This is a genomic window from Paenibacillus sp. UNC499MF (assembly GCF_900107975.1).
Lineage (GTDB): Bacteria > Bacillota > Bacilli > Paenibacillales > NBRC-103111 > Paenibacillus_F.
In genome coordinates this window covers 78,248-97,710 of record NZ_FNVF01000005.1, presented here as the reverse complement: position 1 = coordinate 97,710, position 19,463 = coordinate 78,248, and the positions used below count along the sequence as shown (strand labels likewise).

General features: G+C 54.9%; 14 protein-coding genes. 12 read left to right on the top strand and 2 right to left on the bottom strand.

Features of this window, described 5'->3' with window-relative positions:
• Positions 1-154 precede the first annotated feature (154 nt).
• The 5 genes from C4S74_RS12925 to C4S74_RS12905 all read left to right on the top strand — a co-directional run bounded on the left by C4S74_RS12925 (position 155) and on the right by C4S74_RS12905 (position 6,905).
• Positions 155-2,680 (top strand): PIG-L family deacetylase, encoded by a 2,526-nt coding sequence (locus C4S74_RS12925; protein WP_181024422.1) that lies wholly within the window; start codon positions 155-157, stop codon positions 2,678-2,680.
• 183 nt (positions 2,681-2,863) lie between these two features.
• Complete coding sequence (locus C4S74_RS12920) at positions 2,864-3,610, top strand: creatininase family protein (protein ID WP_103995735.1); 747 nt, start codon at positions 2,864-2,866, stop codon at positions 3,608-3,610.
• Positions 3,611-3,673: 63 nt separating this feature from the next.
• A complete protein-coding gene (gene argH / locus C4S74_RS12915) occupies positions 3,674-5,185 on the top strand; it encodes an argininosuccinate lyase (protein ID WP_103995734.1) in 1,512 nt (503 codons plus the stop codon).
• On the top strand, positions 5,182-6,144 hold the full coding sequence (locus C4S74_RS12910) for an N-acetylglucosamine kinase (protein ID WP_103995733.1): 963 nt from the start codon (positions 5,182-5,184) through the stop codon (positions 6,142-6,144). Before argH ends, C4S74_RS12910 begins: the two co-directional genes overlap by 4 nt.
• A gap of 23 nt (positions 6,145-6,167) precedes the next feature.
• Positions 6,168-6,905: a PIG-L deacetylase family protein gene (locus C4S74_RS12905; RefSeq protein ID WP_103995732.1), complete on the top strand. Its 738-nt coding sequence runs from the start codon at positions 6,168-6,170 to the stop codon at positions 6,903-6,905.
• Positions 6,906-6,992: 87 nt separating this feature from the next.
• Here C4S74_RS12905 and C4S74_RS12900 read toward each other — a convergent pair whose 3' ends face one another.
• Positions 6,993-7,703 carry a hypothetical protein gene (locus tag C4S74_RS12900; RefSeq protein ID WP_103995731.1) on the bottom strand — a complete coding sequence of 237 codons (711 nt, stop codon included), beginning with the start codon at positions 7,701-7,703 and terminating at the stop codon, positions 6,993-6,995.
• Between the two features lie 247 nt (positions 7,704-7,950).
• Here C4S74_RS12900 and C4S74_RS12895 point away from each other — a divergent pair, with 247 nt between their 5' ends.
• From C4S74_RS12895 to ispG, 5 genes are all read left to right on the top strand, one after another.
• Complete coding sequence (locus tag C4S74_RS12895; protein ID WP_103995730.1) at positions 7,951-8,865, top strand: hypothetical protein; 915 nt, start codon at positions 7,951-7,953, stop codon at positions 8,863-8,865.
• A gap of 154 nt (positions 8,866-9,019) precedes the next feature.
• On the top strand, positions 9,020-10,387 hold the full coding sequence (tig, locus tag C4S74_RS12890) for a trigger factor (RefSeq protein WP_103995729.1): 1,368 nt from the start codon (positions 9,020-9,022) through the stop codon (positions 10,385-10,387).
• Positions 10,388-10,590: 203 nt separating this feature from the next.
• A complete protein-coding gene (gene clpP, locus C4S74_RS12885) occupies positions 10,591-11,184 on the top strand; it encodes an ATP-dependent Clp endopeptidase proteolytic subunit ClpP (protein ID WP_009674201.1) in 594 nt (197 codons plus the stop codon).
• A gap of 12 nt (positions 11,185-11,196) precedes the next feature.
• Complete coding sequence (gene clpX / locus C4S74_RS12880) at positions 11,197-12,462, top strand: ATP-dependent protease ATP-binding subunit ClpX (protein WP_103995728.1); 1,266 nt, start codon at positions 11,197-11,199, stop codon at positions 12,460-12,462.
• Between the two features lie 147 nt (positions 12,463-12,609).
• Positions 12,610-13,758 (top strand): flavodoxin-dependent (E)-4-hydroxy-3-methylbut-2-enyl-diphosphate synthase, encoded by a 1,149-nt coding sequence (gene ispG, locus C4S74_RS12875; protein WP_009674222.1) that lies wholly within the window; start codon positions 12,610-12,612, stop codon positions 13,756-13,758.
• Between the two features lie 363 nt (positions 13,759-14,121).
• On the opposite strand, the gene C4S74_RS12870 is transcribed toward ispG, so the two are convergent.
• Entirely contained in the window at positions 14,122-15,042 is a 921-nt protein-coding gene (locus C4S74_RS12870) for an N-acetylmuramoyl-L-alanine amidase (protein ID WP_103995727.1), read from the bottom strand.
• Between the two features lie 166 nt (positions 15,043-15,208).
• On the opposite strand from C4S74_RS12870, the gene lonB reads away from it, so the two are divergent.
• Together lonB and lon are read left to right on the top strand one after the other, a co-directional pair.
• Complete coding sequence (gene lonB, locus C4S74_RS12865) at positions 15,209-16,933, top strand: ATP-dependent protease LonB (RefSeq protein WP_181024406.1); 1,725 nt, start codon at positions 15,209-15,211, stop codon at positions 16,931-16,933.
• A gap of 148 nt (positions 16,934-17,081) precedes the next feature.
• Positions 17,082-19,421 carry an endopeptidase La gene (gene lon, locus C4S74_RS12860; protein WP_103995725.1) on the top strand — a complete coding sequence of 780 codons (2,340 nt, stop codon included), beginning with the start codon at positions 17,082-17,084 and terminating at the stop codon, positions 19,419-19,421.
• The last annotated feature ends 42 nt before the right edge of the window (positions 19,422-19,463 follow it).

The window sequence follows — 19,463 nt, the reverse complement described above, 5'->3', positions numbered from 1 at the left end:
GCTACGGTTCATTGTCGCACGGACGCCGGCCGTTCCCCCGCGGAACGCCGCGTCCCGCGATTTTGATAAAGGCAGGGAGTCACGCAGCATTCCTGCCGCCACTTTTACGCCTGAGGAGGAGAAGCGATTGAGTCAAGCAAGTGCAAACAGATGGATGAAAAAGTGGGTGGCAGCCGCCGTCTCGCTGACGGTTGTCGGAACCGTCGCCTTACCGGCGGCGCCGCAGACAGCCTCGGCCGACAGAGGGGTTGTCGATCTCTGGAAATCGATCAAGCCGCTCACCACAATCGCCAGTGCCATGAACACGGGGGCTCACCCCGATGATGAGCACAGTGCTACACTCGCGTATGTATCTCTCGGTCAAGGGGCCGACACCTCCAGTGTCATCGCCAACCGCGGAGAAGGCGGACAGAACGAAATCGGCAGCGAGCTCGGCAATGCCCTCGGCATTATCCGGACCCGGGAACTGCAGGAAGCTTCCAAGATCACGAACATTACGCTGGCGAACCTCAGCGTGAAGCTCGACGATCCGATCTACGATTTCGGCTTTTCCAAAAGCCCGGACGAAACGCTGGAAAAGTGGGGCGAATCCGTCGCCTACGAGCGGCTGATCCGTCAAATCCGCCAGAAGCGGCCGGATGTGCTGATTCCCGCTTTCCTCAACGAAGCGTCCACGCACGGGCATCACCGGGCCATCAACGTGCTGACGGTACGGGCGTTCAAAGACGCAGGCAATCCGGCGATTTTCCCGGAGCAGCTTAAAGAAGGCCTTGCCGTATGGCAGCCGAAGAAGCTGTATCTCCCGGCCACGGACAAAGATTACGATGTCGCCCTTCCGGTCGGAGATTATAACGAAATTTACGGAGCCTCCTACTCCCAATTGGGTGAAGAGTCGCGTTTTATGCACAAAAGCCAAGGCATGGGCCGCCACGTAGATGAAGGTCCCGGCAACTCCTATTACAAGCTGGCAGGGACGGCGGGGAACGACAAGGCAGCCGTTTCGAAAAGCAGCTCGCTCTTCGAGGGTATTTCCTTTACGTTCGAGGATCTTGCCAAAGAACTGGACACCAAAGGCAAGGACAACAAGATCGTCAAAGATCTGAAAACCCTGCAGCAGGATGCCAATGAAGTTATAGCCGCTTATCCGAAATTCGCGAGCGTCGCACGCGAGGTTCATGAGATGAAAGCGGACGTAAAGTCAGCGATTGAAAATGTGGAAAAATCCACTTTAGAATCTTCTATTAAAACAGATCTCCTTCATAGGCTTCAGGTGAAAACCGATCAGCTTAACAAAGCAAGCATGGAAGCGGCCTCTCTGACCGTTAAAGTGAAGCCCGTATCGGGCGAGCTTGTAGCCGGACAGACGGCGAAGGTAGCGGTTACCGCACACAGTGGCGGCAGCGTGGATGTCTCGGACATCGCGATGAAGCTGAACGTTCCCGAAGGCTGGACGGCCAAGCCGGCGGGCGTCGCCGAATTCAAGAAACTGGGCTACAACCAGACGGTCAAGACCGAGTTCGAAGTGACCGTTCCGGCGAAATCCGCCGACTTCAATCCGTACGCCCTGCCGCTCATCAGCGCTGATGTTACATACACAGCCTACGGCACGCAGGCAAACGTCCACGCGGTACCGGACAACGCGGTTGCCGTTCTTCCGGCAACGTCCCTGACTCTCAGCCCGGAAGCGGCCGTGTTCAATACGCTTAAGCCGGACGAAGCGGTACCGGTGAAAGTAACCGCCCGCAATTACGCGCCGGGAGCTTCCAAAACGACCGTGACGCTGAAAGCTCCGGAAGGCTGGACGATCGAGCCCGCTTCCCGGGAAGTGAGCTTTGCGGCGAAGAACGAAACGAAAGCCGTCGAGTTTACCGTGAAAGCGCCGAAGGGCGTGAAACCGGGCAAGGTGGAAATTTCCGCTGTGGCCAAAGAAGGGCAGACCGACACGAGCCGGACGGTGCAGGTTATTTCGTACCCGCATATCGGCACGACCTATTACGTTAAGCCGGCCACACTGACGATTCAAGCTTTCGATCTTAACTTGCCTAAAGATCTTAAAGTCGGCTACGTTTCCAGCGGCTTTGACAATATCGACGCCGTTCTGCGCCAGGTAGGCGTTAACGTGACGAATCTGGATGCGAAAGCGATCCAGTTCGGGGACCTGTCCCAATACGATACGATCGTGCTCGGCATTCGCGCTTACGCGTTCCGTCCGGAGCTGATTCCGAGCAACCAGCGTCTGCTTGATTATGCGAAAAACGGCGGCAACCTGGTCGTTCAGTACCACAAGCCGGAAGACAAATGGACGCCGGACCTCGCTCCGTACCCGATCAAAATCGGCCAGCCTCTCATTCAATGGAGGGTAACCGACGAGAATTCGAAGGTCACCATGCTGGCTCCGGATCACAAGATTTTCAATACGCCGAACAAAATTACGGACGCCGACTGGCAGAACTGGATTCAGGACCGTTCGGCTTATAATCCGGCTGAGTGGGGCAAGGAGTATACCGAACTGATTTCCAACGGCGATCCGGGCGAGAAAGAATTTACGGGCACCTTCCTGTCCGCCGATTACGGCAAAGGCACGTACACGTACAGCTCGCTTGTGTGGTACCGTGAAATGCCTAGTCTTGTTCCGGGCTCCATCCGGATGTTCGTGAACATGATCAGCCTGAAGCAGTAAGATAGGCAGTCGTGATTTGAACTTGTACCGTTCTTTTATTTGAAAAAGCATGGCAGCCTTTCTTCAGGGCTAGTCATTATTAATGAAGAAAGACCGCAGCGGGGGATCTTCCGATCCTCCGTTCTATCGCGGTCCGCTTGATCAAAAGAGCAGTGACAACCTAAAGAAACCGGAGGGGATAAGATGCAGGCGCTAGATATTCACGGAAGGCATGCCGAGGCCGCTTTCGCGAGTGCCGCCTTTGCGGTCGTTCCGCTTGGCAGCTTCGAATACCACGGTCCGCATTCTCCGCTGGGGACGGATTTTTTTCTGGCCCAAGGCTTTGCCTCCCTTATTGACCAGGGGTTAAAACCGCTCGTATACCCGGCCGTTCCTTACACGGCATGTCCGGGCAAAACGAATGATTATCCCGGTACCATTTCCATCGATCCGGCCGTGTTTCATCGGTATTTGAGCGATGTGCTGGAAGGCATTTGCCGTTCGGGCCTGAGAAAAATCGTGCTGCTTAACGCCCATGACGGCAATATCGGCGTCTCCAGAACGGTAGCCGAGGAAGTGACTTCCCGCTGGAAGGATGCAAGCTTTCTCCTGATCAACTGGTGGCAGCTGGCTGCCGCCGACGCTCCGGAAAAGCTCGGATTTTTTCAAGGGACGACAGGAAGAGGACATGGCGGTCCTTACGAAATGTCCGCTGTCAAAGCGTTCCGTCCCGACCTGGTTCATGTTTCGGAAGAAGACGCGGAGCTGACTCCGCCTCCCCCGCTTTCCCCGATGCCTTACGTATTGGTGGAAGGCACGCCGGAAGGCTGGGAGGGCTACACGGGGCACATCCGCCAGATTTCTCTTCAGGCAGGCGACTGGATTGTAGGCGAGGTTACGGCCAATATGAACGCGCTTATAGCGAACTGGCTTGGCCGCTGCACTCCCTGAACCCGCACAGAGTCTGCCGGCATCATAAACATATAGAAAGTACCATTAGGAGGAATGGACTGCATGAGAAACCGCGAACAGATTTTACAGGAAGAAGGGGCGGCTTTTCCGGGACTGACTTATACGGAAGCTGTGCTTAAACCCGCATTCAACGAAGCGAAAGCAAGCCTTCTCGGCCCCATGATGGCGATTAACAAAGCGCACCTGATTATGCTCAAGGACCAGGGGCTCGTTACCGGAGAAGAAGCGGCGCAAATCGCGAAGGCGATCCGCGGGCTGGATCTGGAAGGACTTCGCCGGGCCGAATATACCGGCCAGTTCGAAGACCTGTTCTTCCAGGTGGAAAGCGATCTGCTGGAAGCGGCGGGAGACATCGCCGGCAATCTGCATCTGGCCCGCAGCCGCAACGATATGGGCATCTCGATTTACCGCATCGTGCTCCGGGAGAAGCTCCAGACCACGATCCGGGGAGCGCTTGCCCTGAAAAGCCAGCTGCTCGCCTTCGCCGAGGAACACGCCGAAACGATCATGATCGGCTATACGCATACCCAGCAGGCGCAGCCGACAACGCTTGCTCACTACATCATGGCGGTGGCGGATTCGCTCGACCGGGATGTGCGCCGCCTCCAGGCCGCCTACGCCAACTGCAACCGCAGCAGCATGGGCTCCGCCGCCCTGACTACCTCGGGGTTCAATATTTCCCGGGAGAGAATGCAGGAACTGCTTGGCTTTGACGAGCTGATTTACAACTCCTACGACGCCATCGGCGGTGCCGATTATGTCGGGGAGATTGCGACGGCGGTGCAGCTGGCCGCCATTAACCTCGGCCGCTCCTCCCAGGATTTCCTGCTGTGGTGCACACAGGAATTCGGCGCTCTGCGCGTTGCGGACCCTTACGTTCAGATCTCGTCGATCATGCCGCAGAAACGGAATCCGGTCTCGTTCGAACATATGCGCTCGCTTCTTTCGAGCTGCGTGGGGAACACCCAGACCGTTCTGACGATGATGCACAACACGCCTTTCGGCGACATCGTCGACACCGAAGACGACATGCAGCCTTACGCGTGGAAAGCCTTGGCCGTCCTCGATCAGATGTACCGTCTCCTGTCCTGCGTCATCGGCACGATTCATGTGGACAAGGAAGTGCTGCGCAAGCGGACGGAAGGAAGCTTCGCCACGGTGACCGAGCTTGCCGATACGTTGGTGCGGACCGACAATCTGTCTTTCCGCAAAGCCCATCACATCGTCAGCGGCGTCGTGAAACGGGCGGTAGCCGAAGGACTGGCGGCCAACGAGATCACGCTGGAGATGGTCAACGGGATTGCCCGCCAGGTGATCGGCCGCGACTTATCGATTACGGAGGAAGCGTTCCGCAGCTCGCTGGACCCGGTCCACTTCGTCTACATCCGCACCCTGCCCGGAGGTCCCGCTCCGGACGAAATCCGCCGCACGATCGCAGACCGCCGCAGCCGCCAGCAAGCCCAGGAAGACTGGCTCCGGGACTCGCAGAGCCAAACGGAAGAGGCGCTGTCGCATCTGGATGCGGCGCTTGAAGGATGGAGCTCCGGCCAATGAAGGGGCGCAAAATTCCGCTGCTTGCCGTAGACGGCGGTGGAACCAAGTGCCTGGCTGTTTTTACCGGTAAGCAGGGGGAAATAGAGGGAACCGGCCGGGGAGGTTCCTGCAATTATCAGACGACAGGCACGGAAGCGGCCGCGGATGAGCTGGTGCGGGCCATGCGGATCGCCAGAGAGGATCTGCCGGAGCCTGCCGGCCCGGACGAAACGCTGAGCGTCGAATGCGCCGTCTTCGGAATGGCCGGGCTGGATACCGGCTATGACCGGGAGATCATTGAAGCGCTCGTCCGGGAAGCCCTCTCCAAGGCGGAGATTCGGGCGGACCGCATCGTTGTCGAGAACGACGGGCTTGCCGCGCTGCTCGGAGCGACGGACGGCAAACCGGGCGTCCTTCTCATTGCGGGCACCGGCTCCATCGTCTACGGCGTCAACGTGCAGGGATGCAGCGCACGCGCGGGCGGCTGGGGTTACAGGGTCGGAGACGAGGGGAGCGCGTATTGGATCGGCAAGCAGGCTCTTACGGCCATTCTGCAGAGTTTGGACGGCAGACAGGGGCCGACAAGCCTCGCCCGCAGAGTGCTTCCCTATCTTGACCTCCGCTCGGAGGAGGAGCTGTACAACTGGGTCTATTCGGCGGACTACCGGGTAGACACCGTTGCGGAGCTGTCGCTTCTCGTCAGCGATTCCGCGCGTGAGGGGGACGCGGCTTCCATGCGTATCCTCGAAGCTGCGGCGGATGAGCTTTTTTACGGGGGGCGGGCCGTTATCGACAAGCTTGGAATGAAAGACACTTCCTTCACTTTGATTCTCCAGGGCGGGGTTCTCCAGAATAATGAATTTGTGCGGAGTCGTTTAACGAAAAAATTGCGCGAATTCGCCCCTTCATGTAATCTGGAAGAAATAAAAAAAGAACCGATTTACGGAGTAATCGCCCAGGGGCTCACCCTGCTGCCGTAAACCGGAGGAGGGTCGGGGACGTTATGAGAAAAACGCTGCTCTTTGTTTTTGCGCATCCGGACGACGAATCGTTTGCCTGCGGAGGCACGATCGCCAAATATGCGGAGCGTGGACATGCTGTCCATCTGGCCTGCGCCACGTCCGGCTGCAAAGGCAAAACAGGGGAGTATACGTTTACCTGCAGGGAAGAGATCGCGCTGTACCGGGAAGGGGAGCTCCGCCGGGCGGCAGACGTTCTCGGCGTTGAGCAGGTTCACTTCTACCGCTACCCGGACGGCGGCCTTGCCGGGGTCCGCGAAGATCTGCTGGCCGCCCGGGTAGCCGCAACGATTCAGGCCCTGCAGCCTCATCTCGTCGTCACGTTTCCCCCGGACGGAGTTACGGGGCATCCCGACCATATCGCCATTTCCAAGGCGGTGCTGCGGGCGGTCGAGGGATTAGCGGCGGACGGTCGGGCCGCGCCCGACCTTTATTACGCGTCCATTCCGAACTACTACGACCACTGCGGAGACTGCGGGCCGTCCGAATGCTGCCCCATTACGGCACGCGTGAACATATCCGAATTCCGCAGCCGCAAGGGAGAAGCGCTCCAGGCGCATAAAAGCCAGGTCTATTCCGTGGACCGGGCTTACCCGGGCGTCATGCACGGCGATTATTCGGTTATCGGGCGCTACGAATACTTTACGCTTGTACGGAGAGGCGGCCGGCCCGCCGGGTTAAACAAATGCGCCGGAGAGATTCCGGTCGTTGAACTGGTCTGATTGTTCGATTTGTTATCGAATCAAAAAGAACCGCGAGAATCTTCCTTAAGAAAAGAAGGAGATCCGCGGTTCTTTTTTGTGTAAATATTATTTTTCGTTCGGATCGCTGGCGATAAACATAAATCCGATCTGATCCATATATTTAATGGTGTATTTAATGTTTTTTCTAACAATGGATTTATCTAATTTTTTGATATCCACATTATCCCCGATCAACCCTAAATCTTTAAAGACGGTGCCTCTCTCGTCGGCGCTTAAATTAGGATTGGTTGCCGTAACGATGAGACCGAAGGACACCATCAGATCAGCTCCGGATTTAGGTGTTCCGTCCCCGTTTCCTAAAACATAAACCTCTCTTAACTTTCCGTCGCTTTTATTAACGGATCCGTTTACGTAAAGGTGCTCCGTCAACTTTGTCGAAAAAGTGTTCTGCACGGCTCCGTCTTCCACTTTCAGGCTGCCTATCTTCAAATCGGATTTGAATTCAGCGGCTGCCTTATTGAAGGCGGTCTTGAACTGGTTAGCGGTAATTCCGATATTTCCGAACTTATTATCGGATGTTTCCTTTTTATCGGCTTCTTTTTTAGCGTCGGTTGGAGCCGGCGTTGCCGTCGCGGGAGCTTCTTTTTGAACGACTGCATCAGCGGGTGGCTGGGTTGCGGCCGGTGTAGCGGCAGGCTGTTGTTTAGGTGCTGCTTCCGCTTTTTCTTTATCGCTGTTATTGTTGTTTGCCAATGCGCCGATGAATACGACGACGATCACCCAAAACCACCATTTTTTAAAAATCTGACTTTTCACACTTGACACCCTCTCGATATAGATAAATAGTCACAAAACAGATCTTAACAGAATAAGGAAAATACTTCTAGTCATAAATTGAATTATTTTGGCATGAATAATTTCGTGCTTCTTTCCCTCCTATAATCCCGCTCTTTTGATTTCCTCCCGGTAATCCGGTACACTTTATGGATGAACTTTTTGCAGGAGCGTCTGCGAGAGAATTTTCAAAATCAGCCGGGACGAGATCGGCTTTGAGGTGGAACCTTTGACTCATTCCTACGATAATGTAGTTTTATTTCCGAAAACGGCCGCTTCCTACGAGAAGCAGATGACCGAGCTGCTGGAGCAGGAACGCTATGAAGAAGCGGTCCGCCTGCTTCGTTACCTGCTGCAGTTCGCCAGGGAGGACGCCGAGAAACAAGCCCAGTGGAGAGCACTCCTGCAATGGCTGGAAACGATGTTCCCGGAAACTCTGTACGACGACGCCATCATGAAGGAGGGCGGAGAAGAGGAGGAGATTACCGAGGAAGATCTCAAGCGCCAGTCCGTCGCCGGAAAATCCGCGGAAGGCCGGCAGTATGTCGGGCGTCTGCTGGATATGCTCGAAGACGGTACGGATATGGAGCGGCAGATGATTGCCCTGGAGCAGCTTGCTTTTGCGGAGGACGACCGGATCGACGAGTTTGTAAAAGAGTGGCTCCATACGGCCCGGAGCCATCCTTTCGTCCAGTTCAGAGCCTTGCAGATGCTGAAGCAGCGGGGAGGCAAAGGGCCGGTCGTGCTTGCCCGCGCCCAGAACAAAATCGTGCTCCGCACCGAGGATACGCCGCTGAAGCTGGAAGATTTTCCGGAGCGGATCCGCGAGATGGTTTACCGGGTTCAGCAGATCAGCGAGTCTGAGCAGCCGGACTTCGGTTTTTTTGCGGAGCAGACGTGGATGGAATTTCTCAAAACGGTGTACGGCACGGAGTTGTACACGTCCATGAGCAACTGCCGGGAAGAAGAAGTGGACGTCTGGGCGAGCGCCCTGCATACCGTTCTTCACGAATCTTTGTTCGGGAGCGCGGACAGGGAGCACCTGCGGGAGCAGTACGGGATCACCGCTTCCATGCTGCAGCCGTGGGGCGAAGCTTACGCTTGCCTGCAATCTTTTATCCAGGCTTTGTACACGGGCGGGTAAAATAAAGGCATTCCAGTCAGTCGCTTGAAAAAGCAAGGTTTTGTGGTATACTAGAATGGTTATAATGGCCACTAAAAGGCTTATAAGCTTATTTACGAGGTCAGAACGTGAAAAAATACTTGTCAGGGTACATTTTTGGAGGGGAAAGCATAAAATGAAAGCAAGCTGGGAAAAAATAGAGAAGAACACTGCAGTTCTTGATATCGAAGTGGAAGCGGAGCAAGTTGCCGACGCTCTCGACAGAGCTTTTAAGAAAGTCGTAGCCAAAGTGAACGTTCCGGGATTCCGCAAAGGTAAAGTACCGCGGTCCATCTTTGAAAAGCGTTTCGGCATCGAAAGCCTGTACCAGGATGCACTGGACATCATTCTGCCGGAAGCTTACATGCAGGCCGTTCAAGAAACGGGCATCGAGCCTGTTGACCGTCCTGAAGTGGACGTTGAACAATTCGGCAAAGGCCAAGCCCTGAAGTTCAAAGCGAAAGTAGCCGTGAAGCCGGAAGTGGAACTCGGCGACTACAAAGGCATCGCGATTCCTGCAGCCGACAGCGCGGTAACTCCGAAAGAAATCGACGAAGAGCTGGAACGCCTGCAGCAAAGACACGCTGAGCTTGTCGTGGTTGAAGAAGGCGCGGCGGCTAACGGCGACATCACGATCATCGACTTCGAAGGATTCGTGAACGGCGAAGCGTTTGAAGGCGGCAAAGCGGAGAAGTATTCCCTTGAGCTGGGCTCCAACAGCTTCATCCCTGGTTTCGAAGAGCAAATCGTCGGCATGACCAAGGACGAAGAGAAGGATATCGAAGTGACATTCCCGGAAGAATACCACTCCGAGCAGCTTAAAGGTCAAGCGGCTACTTTCAAAGTGAAGCTGCATGACATCAAACGCAAAAACCTTCCTGTGCTCGACGACGAGTTCGCTAAAGACGTAAGTGAATTCGACACGCTCGAAGAGTACAAGCAGGACATCGCGAAGAACCTGGAAGAGAAGAAGAAGCAGGAGGCGGAAGTTCAGCGTGAAACGGCCGTGGTTGAGAAGGCCGCAGCTAACGCGAACGTTGAAATCCCGGCTTCCATGATCGAAACCGAACTCGACCAGATGGTAAGTGAATTCGAAAGACGTCTGCGCATGCAGGGCATGACGCTGGATCTGTACTTCCAATTCTCCGGCCAGAACGTGGACGTGCTGAAATCTCAAATGAGAGAAGACGCCGAAAAACGCGTCCGCAACAACCTGGTTCTTGAAGCGATCGCGGTCGCGGAGAAAATCGAAGCGACGGACGAAGACGTGAACGCCGAGCTGGAGCGTCTTGCCGAGCAGTACCAGAAATCCGTTGAAGAGCTTCGTTCGATCTTCGAAGCTAACGGCAGCCTGGAAGGCATCAAGCAGGATCTGGCTGTTCGCAAAACCGTAGACTTCCTGCTCGCTAACAGCACGGAAGAGAAGGAAAAGCCGGCTAAGAAAGAAACGAAAGCTAAAAAAGCAGCGAAAGAGGAAGCTAAAGAAGAAGAAGCGGCCGAGTAAATCGCTTCGCCTTCACAGGCACTGCACGATCCCGACAAAAGCTGTAAAATAGGACACATACAAAGGCACGTAATCCAAAGCGTGCCTTTGTTTTACCCGAAAACAGCCGCGGAAACGATTTTTGGCGGGATTTATCCTAAAAATGACTTTACCTTTTAAACATGGTAAAATGAAAAGTAAGTACCCGCAAAGGAGTTGGTCCAATGAGTCTTATCCCTATGGTTGTGGAGCAAGAAGCCCGTGGTGAGCGTTCCTACGACATCTATTCTCGCCTGCTCAAAGACCGTATTATCTTTATCGGCAGCGCGATTGATGATGATGTGGCTAACCTTGTCATTGCCCAACTGCTGTTTTTACAGTCCCAGGACGCAGAGAAAGACATTCACGTATACATTAATTCTCCGGGTGGCTCGGTAACGGCCGGACTCGGAATTTACGATACGATGCAGCATATCAAACCGGACGTGTCGACGATTTGCGTGGGCATGGCAGCGAGCATGGGTTCTCTGCTTTTGACGGCCGGCGCACCCGGCAAGCGTTTTGCTTTGCCGAACAGCGAGGTTATGATCCATCAGCCGCTGGGCGGTGTCCGGGGGCAGGCGTCGGATATCAAAATCCACGCCGACTGGATCATTAAAACGAAGCAGAAGCTGAATAATATCTATGTGAAGCATACCGGCCAGCCGTATGATAAAATAGATCGCGATACAGACCGCGATAACTTCATGAGCGCGGAAGATGCGAAGGCGTACGGTTTGATCGACGAAGTCATCACTCGAAGCGACCTGAAATCTTAAAGGAGTGATCCAATGTTTAAATTCAACGATGAAAAAGGTCAGTTGAAATGTTCTTTCTGCGGAAAGTCCCAAGATCAAGTCCGTAAACTCGTTGCGGGTCCCGGCGTTTACATCTGCGATGAGTGCATCGAATTGTGCACGGAAATCGTGGAAGAGGAGCTCGGACACGAGGAAGAGCTGGATCTTAAAGACATTCCGAAGCCGAAAGACATTTGCGGCATTCTCGATCAATATGTAATCGGCCAGGATCAGGCGAAGAAATCGCTGTCCGTTGCCGTTTACAATCACTATAAGCGGATTAACTCCCAAAGCAAGCTGGAGGAAGTGGAGCTGCAGAAGAGTAATATCATTCTCGTCGGTCCTACGGGAAGCGGGAAGACCCTTCTCGCCCAGACGCTTGCCAAAATTCTCAACGTTCCTTTCGCCATCGCGGATGCGACTTCCCTTACGGAAGCCGGCTACGTGGGCGAGGACGTCGAAAACATTCTTCTGAAGCTGATCCAAGCGGCCGACTACGATGTGGAGAAAGCCGAGCGCGGCATTATCTACATCGATGAAATCGATAAAGTTGCCCGTAAATCCGAGAACCCGTCGATTACACGCGACGTGTCCGGCGAAGGCGTACAGCAGGCCCTTCTGAAAATTCTGGAAGGTACGGTCGCTTCCGTACCGCCGCAAGGCGGACGCAAGCACCCGCATCAGGAATTCATTCAGATCGACACGACGAACATCCTGTTCATCTGCGGCGGCGCGTTTGACGGCCTGGAGCAAATCATCAAGCGCAGAATCGGGAAGAAAGTCATCGGCTTCAGCTCCGACGGACTGAAAACCGATTTGAAACCGGGCGAATACTTGTCCATGGTACTGCCTGAAGATCTGCTGAAATTCGGATTAATTCCGGAGTTCGTAGGACGTCTGCCGGTTGTTTCCACACTGGAACCGCTGGATGAGGCCGCTCTCGTTCGTATTCTCACCGAACCGAAGAATGCGCTCGTGAAGCAGTATCAGAAGATGCTCGACATGGATAACGTCAAGCTCGAATTCGATGCGGAATCGCTGGATGCTATCGCCAAGGAAGCCATTAAGCGCAACACCGGTGCCCGCGGTCTTCGTGCCATCATCGAAAGCATTATGCTTGATGTGATGTTCGACGTGCCGTCCCGCACGGATGTAACGAACTGCACCGTTACGAAAGATACGGTTCAGGATAAATTGACCCCTATTCTTTCCTCTCAGGAAGGCCAGGATGTCAACAAGAAGAAAGAAGAAAGCGCCTGATCTCGGTTGAGACTGGAGCTCATACTATAGAGTAACCGACAGCCTCCAAGCTGCCCGGCCTTGGCTGCCCGCTTCATCATTTGAGGCCGGCGCGGCTTCTGCCGATGCGGCGCGGAGGATGTTTGGTTCATGGGAGAGAAGACACGTATGTTTCACAGAAAAGATACGAGACCGGTTCGTGTCGGAGATTTAACGATCGGCGGCAGCGACGAGGTTATCATTCAAAGTATGTGTACGACGAAAACGGCGGACGTCAAAGCGACGGTAGCCGAAATCCACCGTCTGGAAGAAGCCGGCTGCCAGCTCGTCCGTGTGACCGTCAACAATATGGAAGCGGCGGACGCCGTCAAGGAAATCAAGAAGCAGATTAACATTCCGCTTGTATCGGATATTCATTTCGATCATCGCCTCGCCTTGGCTGCCATTGAGAACGGCATCGATAAAGTCCGGATCAACCCGGGCAACATCGGCCGCCGCTCGAAAGTCGAAGCCGTTGTGAAGGCTTGTAAAGAGCGGGGAATTCCGATCCGTATCGGCGTAAACGCCGGTTCTTTGGAAAACCACCTCTTGGAGAAATACGGTTATCCGACGCCTGAGGCGATGGTGGAGAGCGCCTTGTTCCACATCGGTATTTTGGAAGAGCTCGATTTCCACGACATCATCGTGTCCCTGAAGGCGTCCGATGTGCCTATGGCGATTGCCGCGTATACCCAGGCTGCACAGGCATTTAATTATCCGCTTCACCTCGGTATTACCGAGGCGGGAACGCTGTTTTCCGGTACGGTGAAGAGCGCCGCGGGGCTGGGCGCGCTGCTCAGCATGGGCATCGGCTCCACGATGAGGATCTCGCTCAGCGCAGATCCGGTCGAGGAAGTGAAAGTCGCCCGCGAGCTGCTGAAAACATTCGGCCTCATTACCAATGCGGCGACGCTGATTTCGTGTCCGACCTGCGGACGTCTGGACATCGACCTCTTTTCCATCGCGAATGAAGTCGAGGCTTACATTGCCAACCTTAAGGTGCCGATTAAAGTTTCCGTACTCGGCTGCGCCGTGAACGGCCCGGGCGAAGCCCGCGAAGCCGATATCGGAATTGCCGGAGCGAGAGGCGAGGGCTTGCTTTTCCGCTACGGGGAGATGGTTCGCAAGGTACCGGAAGCCGAGCTTCTGAATGAACTGAAGAAGGAAATCGACATCATTGTCCATGAATTCAACCGTACGGGTGAAATTCCGGGACGCCGCCAGCATCAAGAGCGTATCGAGCTCGCTCAGAAGCAGGCTCAAGCCCAGCATTCCTGATGCGGAAGAATTCCCCGGCTTAGGCTGGGGCGACCGGTACGAACGTTAAAAAAGCAAAGTCACGATCCTCTGGGATCGTGACTTTTTTTGTTGAAGCTTGAACTGACATTTGCACAAACCGGTGCTTGTCCTAAAATTAGTGTATGCCGGAATGCAATCCTAACTGTTATCGTCACCGTGTGCCGGAATTTAACCCCAAATTATTGTATGCAGAGTTTTGAACTATCCACAGAAGCGGGGTGGAGACGGTACCGGGCATTTTCGCCCTCCGCCATCCTGGAGCTTATTCTGGCAGCACTGCCGAAATCTTTTCGCCTGCTTTAGCCCCAAGCTGCCTTTCCCTGTTGAGCTACCGGTTGCCCGTTATTTTACCGGTAAAGGAGCGCTGCCTGCTTTCCCGCTAGGTCCGGGTCCTAAATCTCCATGCGCGATATAAGCGGCAACGGCATCCCGGATCGCTGCGGCGATTTTTTGCCGACCTTCGTCGCTAGTCATCCGTGTCCGGTCCTCCGCATTCGTGATAAATCCGACTTCCACGATAACCGCCGGGCTCTGCGCCCTTTTAAGAAGATAATACGTTTTACCGTGGATAGGAAGATGCCGGGTTCCGGAAAGGGCATTTAAGCGCTCCTGAATCTGGGTGGCTAGAAAAAGTGAACCCGCATTGTTTTGATGCAGCACATACGGCCCTTTTTTGGACCGGACGAAAGAAGAATTGACATGAAGCGAAATGAGCAGCTTCGGTTTAAGGTCGTTAGCCATCTGCATCCGCTGGGCAAGATCCCGAATATGCCGGCTGCGGTTATTGAGCCATTTGTTGTCGTCGCTCAGAGCGTAGTCTTTGTCGCGGTTCAATACGACCCGGTAGCCCGCTTTCGTCAGCAGTTGATAAGTCTGTTTGGCAACGGCCAGGTTGATGTCTTTTTCGAGCAGGCTGCCGTGAACGGCCCCGCCGTCAATGCCGCCGTGTCCGACATCAATCAGCACATCAGGCGGATTTATATGGCTGTTGGTTCTGGAAGCGTCTTTTGGCGGAACCGTGAAAAAGCCGGTGTCGGACGTCGGCGGGGGTTCTGCCTCGGGCAGCGATTCCGCATGGGCTTTCCCCGTAAGGAGCGACTTTCCGGCATCGGCTGCAAGCCTGGATGCCTGTGCTGCGGGATCGCCGGTATGAGGCTTGGTTTCGGCGAGCCGGTTTTGCGCTCCGCAAGCCGCGGAAAGCAAAGAAAAGCCGGTTATGCAAGCGGCCAGACAAGTGCCCGCCAGTAAACGTTTGGTAAACATCCGGTCCATCCTTTCCGGAATAAGTATACGCGTAGCTTTCTACGCCATCGGTTCTCTCATTCACTATTCGGGGAGAAAACATTTGAACGGCATGATTATTCCGTCACAGGAGGGGAATACTGCCATGTATGAGACCGGACCGGAAAGGACTGAAGATAAAATGGATATGAGCTTTAGTATGATTTTAATGTTGATTCAGGTGTTTTTTGCCGTTGTCATCGGGATGTACTTCTGGAATTTACTGCGCAACCAGCAGACCAACCGGTCTGCCATCGATAGAGAGTCGAAGAAAGAGCTGGAGAAGCTGAGAAAACTCCGGTCCGTTTCGTTGACCAAGCCTCTGGCGGAAAAAACAAGACCTTCCAGCATGCAGGATATCGTCGGCCAAAAAGAAGGGCTTAAAGCGTTAAAAGCCGCTCTGTGCGGTCCGAATCCCCAGCATGTGCTGATCTACGGTCCTCCGGGCGTGGGAAAAACGGCGGCTGCCCGGGTCGTTCTGGAAGAAGCGAAGAAAAATCCGCAGTCGCCGTTCCGCAACGAAGCGAAATTTACCGAAATCGACGCGACTACGGCCCGTTTCGACGAGCGGGGAATCGCCGACCCGCTGATCGGCTCCGTTCACGACCCGATTTACCAGGGCGCCGGCGCAATGGGCGTTGCCGGGATTCCGCAGCCGAAGCCGGGTGCCGTTACGAAGGCTCACGGAGGTATCTTGTTCATTGACGAAATCGGGGAACTCCATCCGATCCAGATGAATAAATTGCTCAAGGTGCTGGAAGACCGTAAAGTTTTTCTGGAGAGCGCCTATTACAATTCGGAAGACAACAACATTCCGAACTTTATCCATGATATTTTTCAAAACGGGCTGCCTGCGGATTTTCGTCTCGTCGGGGCAACGACGCGCACGCCGAATGAAATTCCTCCGGCTATCCGTTCCCGCTGTATGGAAATCTTCTTTCGTCCGCTCCTTCCGGAGGAAATCGGCGAAATCGCGGCCAATGCGCTGGCCAAAATCGGGTTCCCGGCGAATGAATCCGCTATTGACGTCGTCAAGCGCTATGCCACAAACGGCCGCGAAGCGGTCAATGTGATTCAGCTCGCGGCCGGACTCGCTCTGACGGACAAACGCGAAGAGGTGACGGCGGCCGATATCGAGTGGGTCGTCAACAGCTCCCAGATCCAGCCCAGACCGGAACGCAAAATCCCTTCGGAGCCGCAGATCGGTTTTGTTAACGGGCTTGCGGTATACGGTCCGAATTTGGGCACGCTATTGGAGCTGGAAGTTATCGCGATCCCCGCCGCCCGTCCGGGAAGCGGTTCGTTTAACATCACCGGAGTCGTCGACGAAGAAGAGATGGGCGGAGGTTCCCGGACGCTCCGCCGCAAAAGCATGGCCCGCGGCTCCGTTGAAAATGTGCTGACAGTCTTGAAACGGATGGGGCTGCGCACATCGGACTACGACCTGCATATCAACTTTCCCGGCGGTACGCCCATCGACGGACCGTCGGCGGGAATCGCCATGGCCACGGCGATCGCTTCGGCCCTTCACCAGATTCCCGTGGACAACAAGCTTGCCATGACCGGCGAGATGAGCATACACGGGAAAGTGAAGCCGGTGGGCGGCGTGGTCGCCAAGGTAGAAGCCGCCTTCCAGGCGGGGGCGACGCGCGTGCTCATTCCGAAGGAGAACTGGCAGGAGCTTTTCGCGGATCTGCCGGGTGTCGAGGTGGTCGCGGTAGAATCGGTCGAAGAGGTGCTTTCGCTTGCCCTGGGCCTGCAGATCGGCGGCAATGTCATTCCGATGCCTGCGGCGGGAGAGCAGATGATGACGGGCACGATGCCGTTCCTGCACGCGGGACCGACCGACGGATCGGAATCCGCCAAATCGTAATATTCCGTCTCCGGGCAGAAGCGGCTTTCGGCAGGGAGAAATTCCTTTCCGGGGGCCGTTTTGTGCCCAATTGGTGTTTTGCAGACAATTTTGTTAAAATGTTATCTACAGCATTAGCCCACCAGTAAAAAAGTGGAGGTGTCGGAACATGGGGACTAATAAAACGCGGATACGCCGCCTGCCGTTATTGCCTCTCAGGGGACTGCTCGTATATCCGAGCATGGTACTGCATCTGGACGTAGGCCGGGAGAAGTCGGTCAAAGCCTTGGAAAAAGCAATGATCGAAGACAGTATGATCCTGCTCTGTTCCCAGGCCGAAGTGAATATAGAAGAACCCGCCAAGGAAGATATTTACCGGGTCGGGACCATATCGAAAGTGCGTCAAATGCTCAAGCTTCCGAACGGTACGATTCGCGTGCTTGTAGAAGGAGTCGTCCGTGCGGAGATCGCGGAGTACATCGCCAACGACGAGTTTTATGAGGTCAACGCGAAAGAGCTTCCCGAAGAAGAAGTGAACGACGCCGAAATCGACGCGCTGATGCGTACGGTGCTCAATCAGTTCGAGCACTACATTACGCTGTCCAAGAAAGTAACGCCGGAAACTTTGGCAGCGGTATCCGACATTGACGAGCCGGGGCGACTTGCCGATGTCATCTGCAGCCATCTTTCCCTTAAAATCAAAGATAAGCAGGATATTCTGGAAACGGTGGACGTGCGAAGCCGTCTGGAAAAACTGCTTAGTATTTTGAATAACGAACGCGAAGTGCTTGAACTGGAACGCAAAATCAGCCAGCGCGTGAAGAAACAGATGGAGAAGACGCAGAAGGAATACTACCTGCGCGAGCAGATGAAGGCGATTCAGAAGGAACTCGGAGATAAAGAAGGCCGGGCCGGAGAGATCGAAGAGCTCCGCAGCCAGCTTGCCGCTTCGGAAGTGCCGGAGAACGTTCAGGAAAAAATCGAGAAGGAAATCGACCGTCTCGAGAAAATGCCTTCCACGTCGGCGGAAGGAAGCGTTATCCGCAATTATATCGACTGGCTGCTCGCCCTCCCGTGGACGAAGAAGACGGAAGACGATCTCGATATTCATAAAGCGGAAGAAATTTTGAACGCCGATCATTACGGACTGGAAAAACCGAAAGAACGCGTGCTGGAATATTTGGCGGTCCAGAAGCTCGTCAAAAAGCTGAAAGGGCCTATCCTTTGCCTTTCGGGTCCTCCGGGAGTAGGTAAAACGTCCATCGCGCGTTCGATCGCGAAATCGATGAACCGTGAATTCGTCCGCATTTCACTGGGCGGGGTCCGGGACGAGGCCGAAATCCGCGGCCACCGCCGCACGTATGTCGGGGCTATGCCGGGACGGATTATCCAGGCCATGAAGACGGCCGGCAGTGTGAACCCGGTGTTCCTGCTCGATGAAATCGACAAAATGGCGATGGACTTCCGTGGAGATCCGGCTGCCGCACTTCTTGAAGTGCTCGATCCGGAACAGAACAACACGTTCAGCGACCACTTTATCGAAGTGCCGTTCGATCTTTCCAACGTGATGTTCATTACGACGGCCAACGCCCTGCACAACATTCCGCGGCCTCTGCTCGACCGGATGGAAGTCCTGTACCTTCCGGGCTACACGGAAATCGAGAAGCTTGAAATCGCGGACAGCTACCTGCTGCCTAAGCAGAAACGCGATCACGGGCTCGAAGACGGCCAGATGGTGATGAACCGCGATGCTCTGCTCCAGGTGATCCGCGAGTACACCCGCGAAGCGGGCGTCCGCAATCTGGAGCAGCAGCTTGCCGCGATCTGCCGTAAGGCCGCCAAGAAAATCGTCTCCGAACCCGGCCGGACGGTTGAGGTTACGGTCGACACCGTCAAAGAAGACCTCGGTCCGCCTAAATTCCGCTATAATATGGCGGAAGAGCAGGACCAGATCGGTGCCGTGACGGGTCTTGCCTGGACGGAAGTGGGCGGCGATACGCTGGTCATCGAAGTCACGGTTATGCCGGGCAGCGGCAAGCTGACGCTGACGGGCAAGCTCGGCGACGTGATGAAGGAATCCGCCCAGGCGGCATTCAGCTACACCCGCTCAAGAGCGGAGCAGCTCAAAATCGCGCCGGATTTCCATGAAAAGAATGATATCCATATTCATATTCCCGAAGGCGCGATTCCCAAAGACGGACCGTCGGCGGGGATTACGATGGGAACGGCGCTGATTTCCGCGCTGACGAACATCCCCGTGTCCAGCCAAGTGGCGATGACCGGGGAGATTACGCTGCGCGGCCGCGTCCTCCCGATCGGCGGACTGAAGGAGAAGGCGCTTGCCGCGCATCGCGCGGGAATCCGCACCATCATCCTGCCGAAGGACAACGAGAAAGACATCCGGGATATTCCCGAAAGCGTCCGTAACGATCTTACGTTTATTCCGGTCTCTCATATGGACCAGGTACTGGAACACGCGCTCGTCAAGGAAGTGGATCTGAAGGCTTAAGCGCCGGAGATCTTCCCGTCTTCCTTTCCCCAAAGCGGAGAC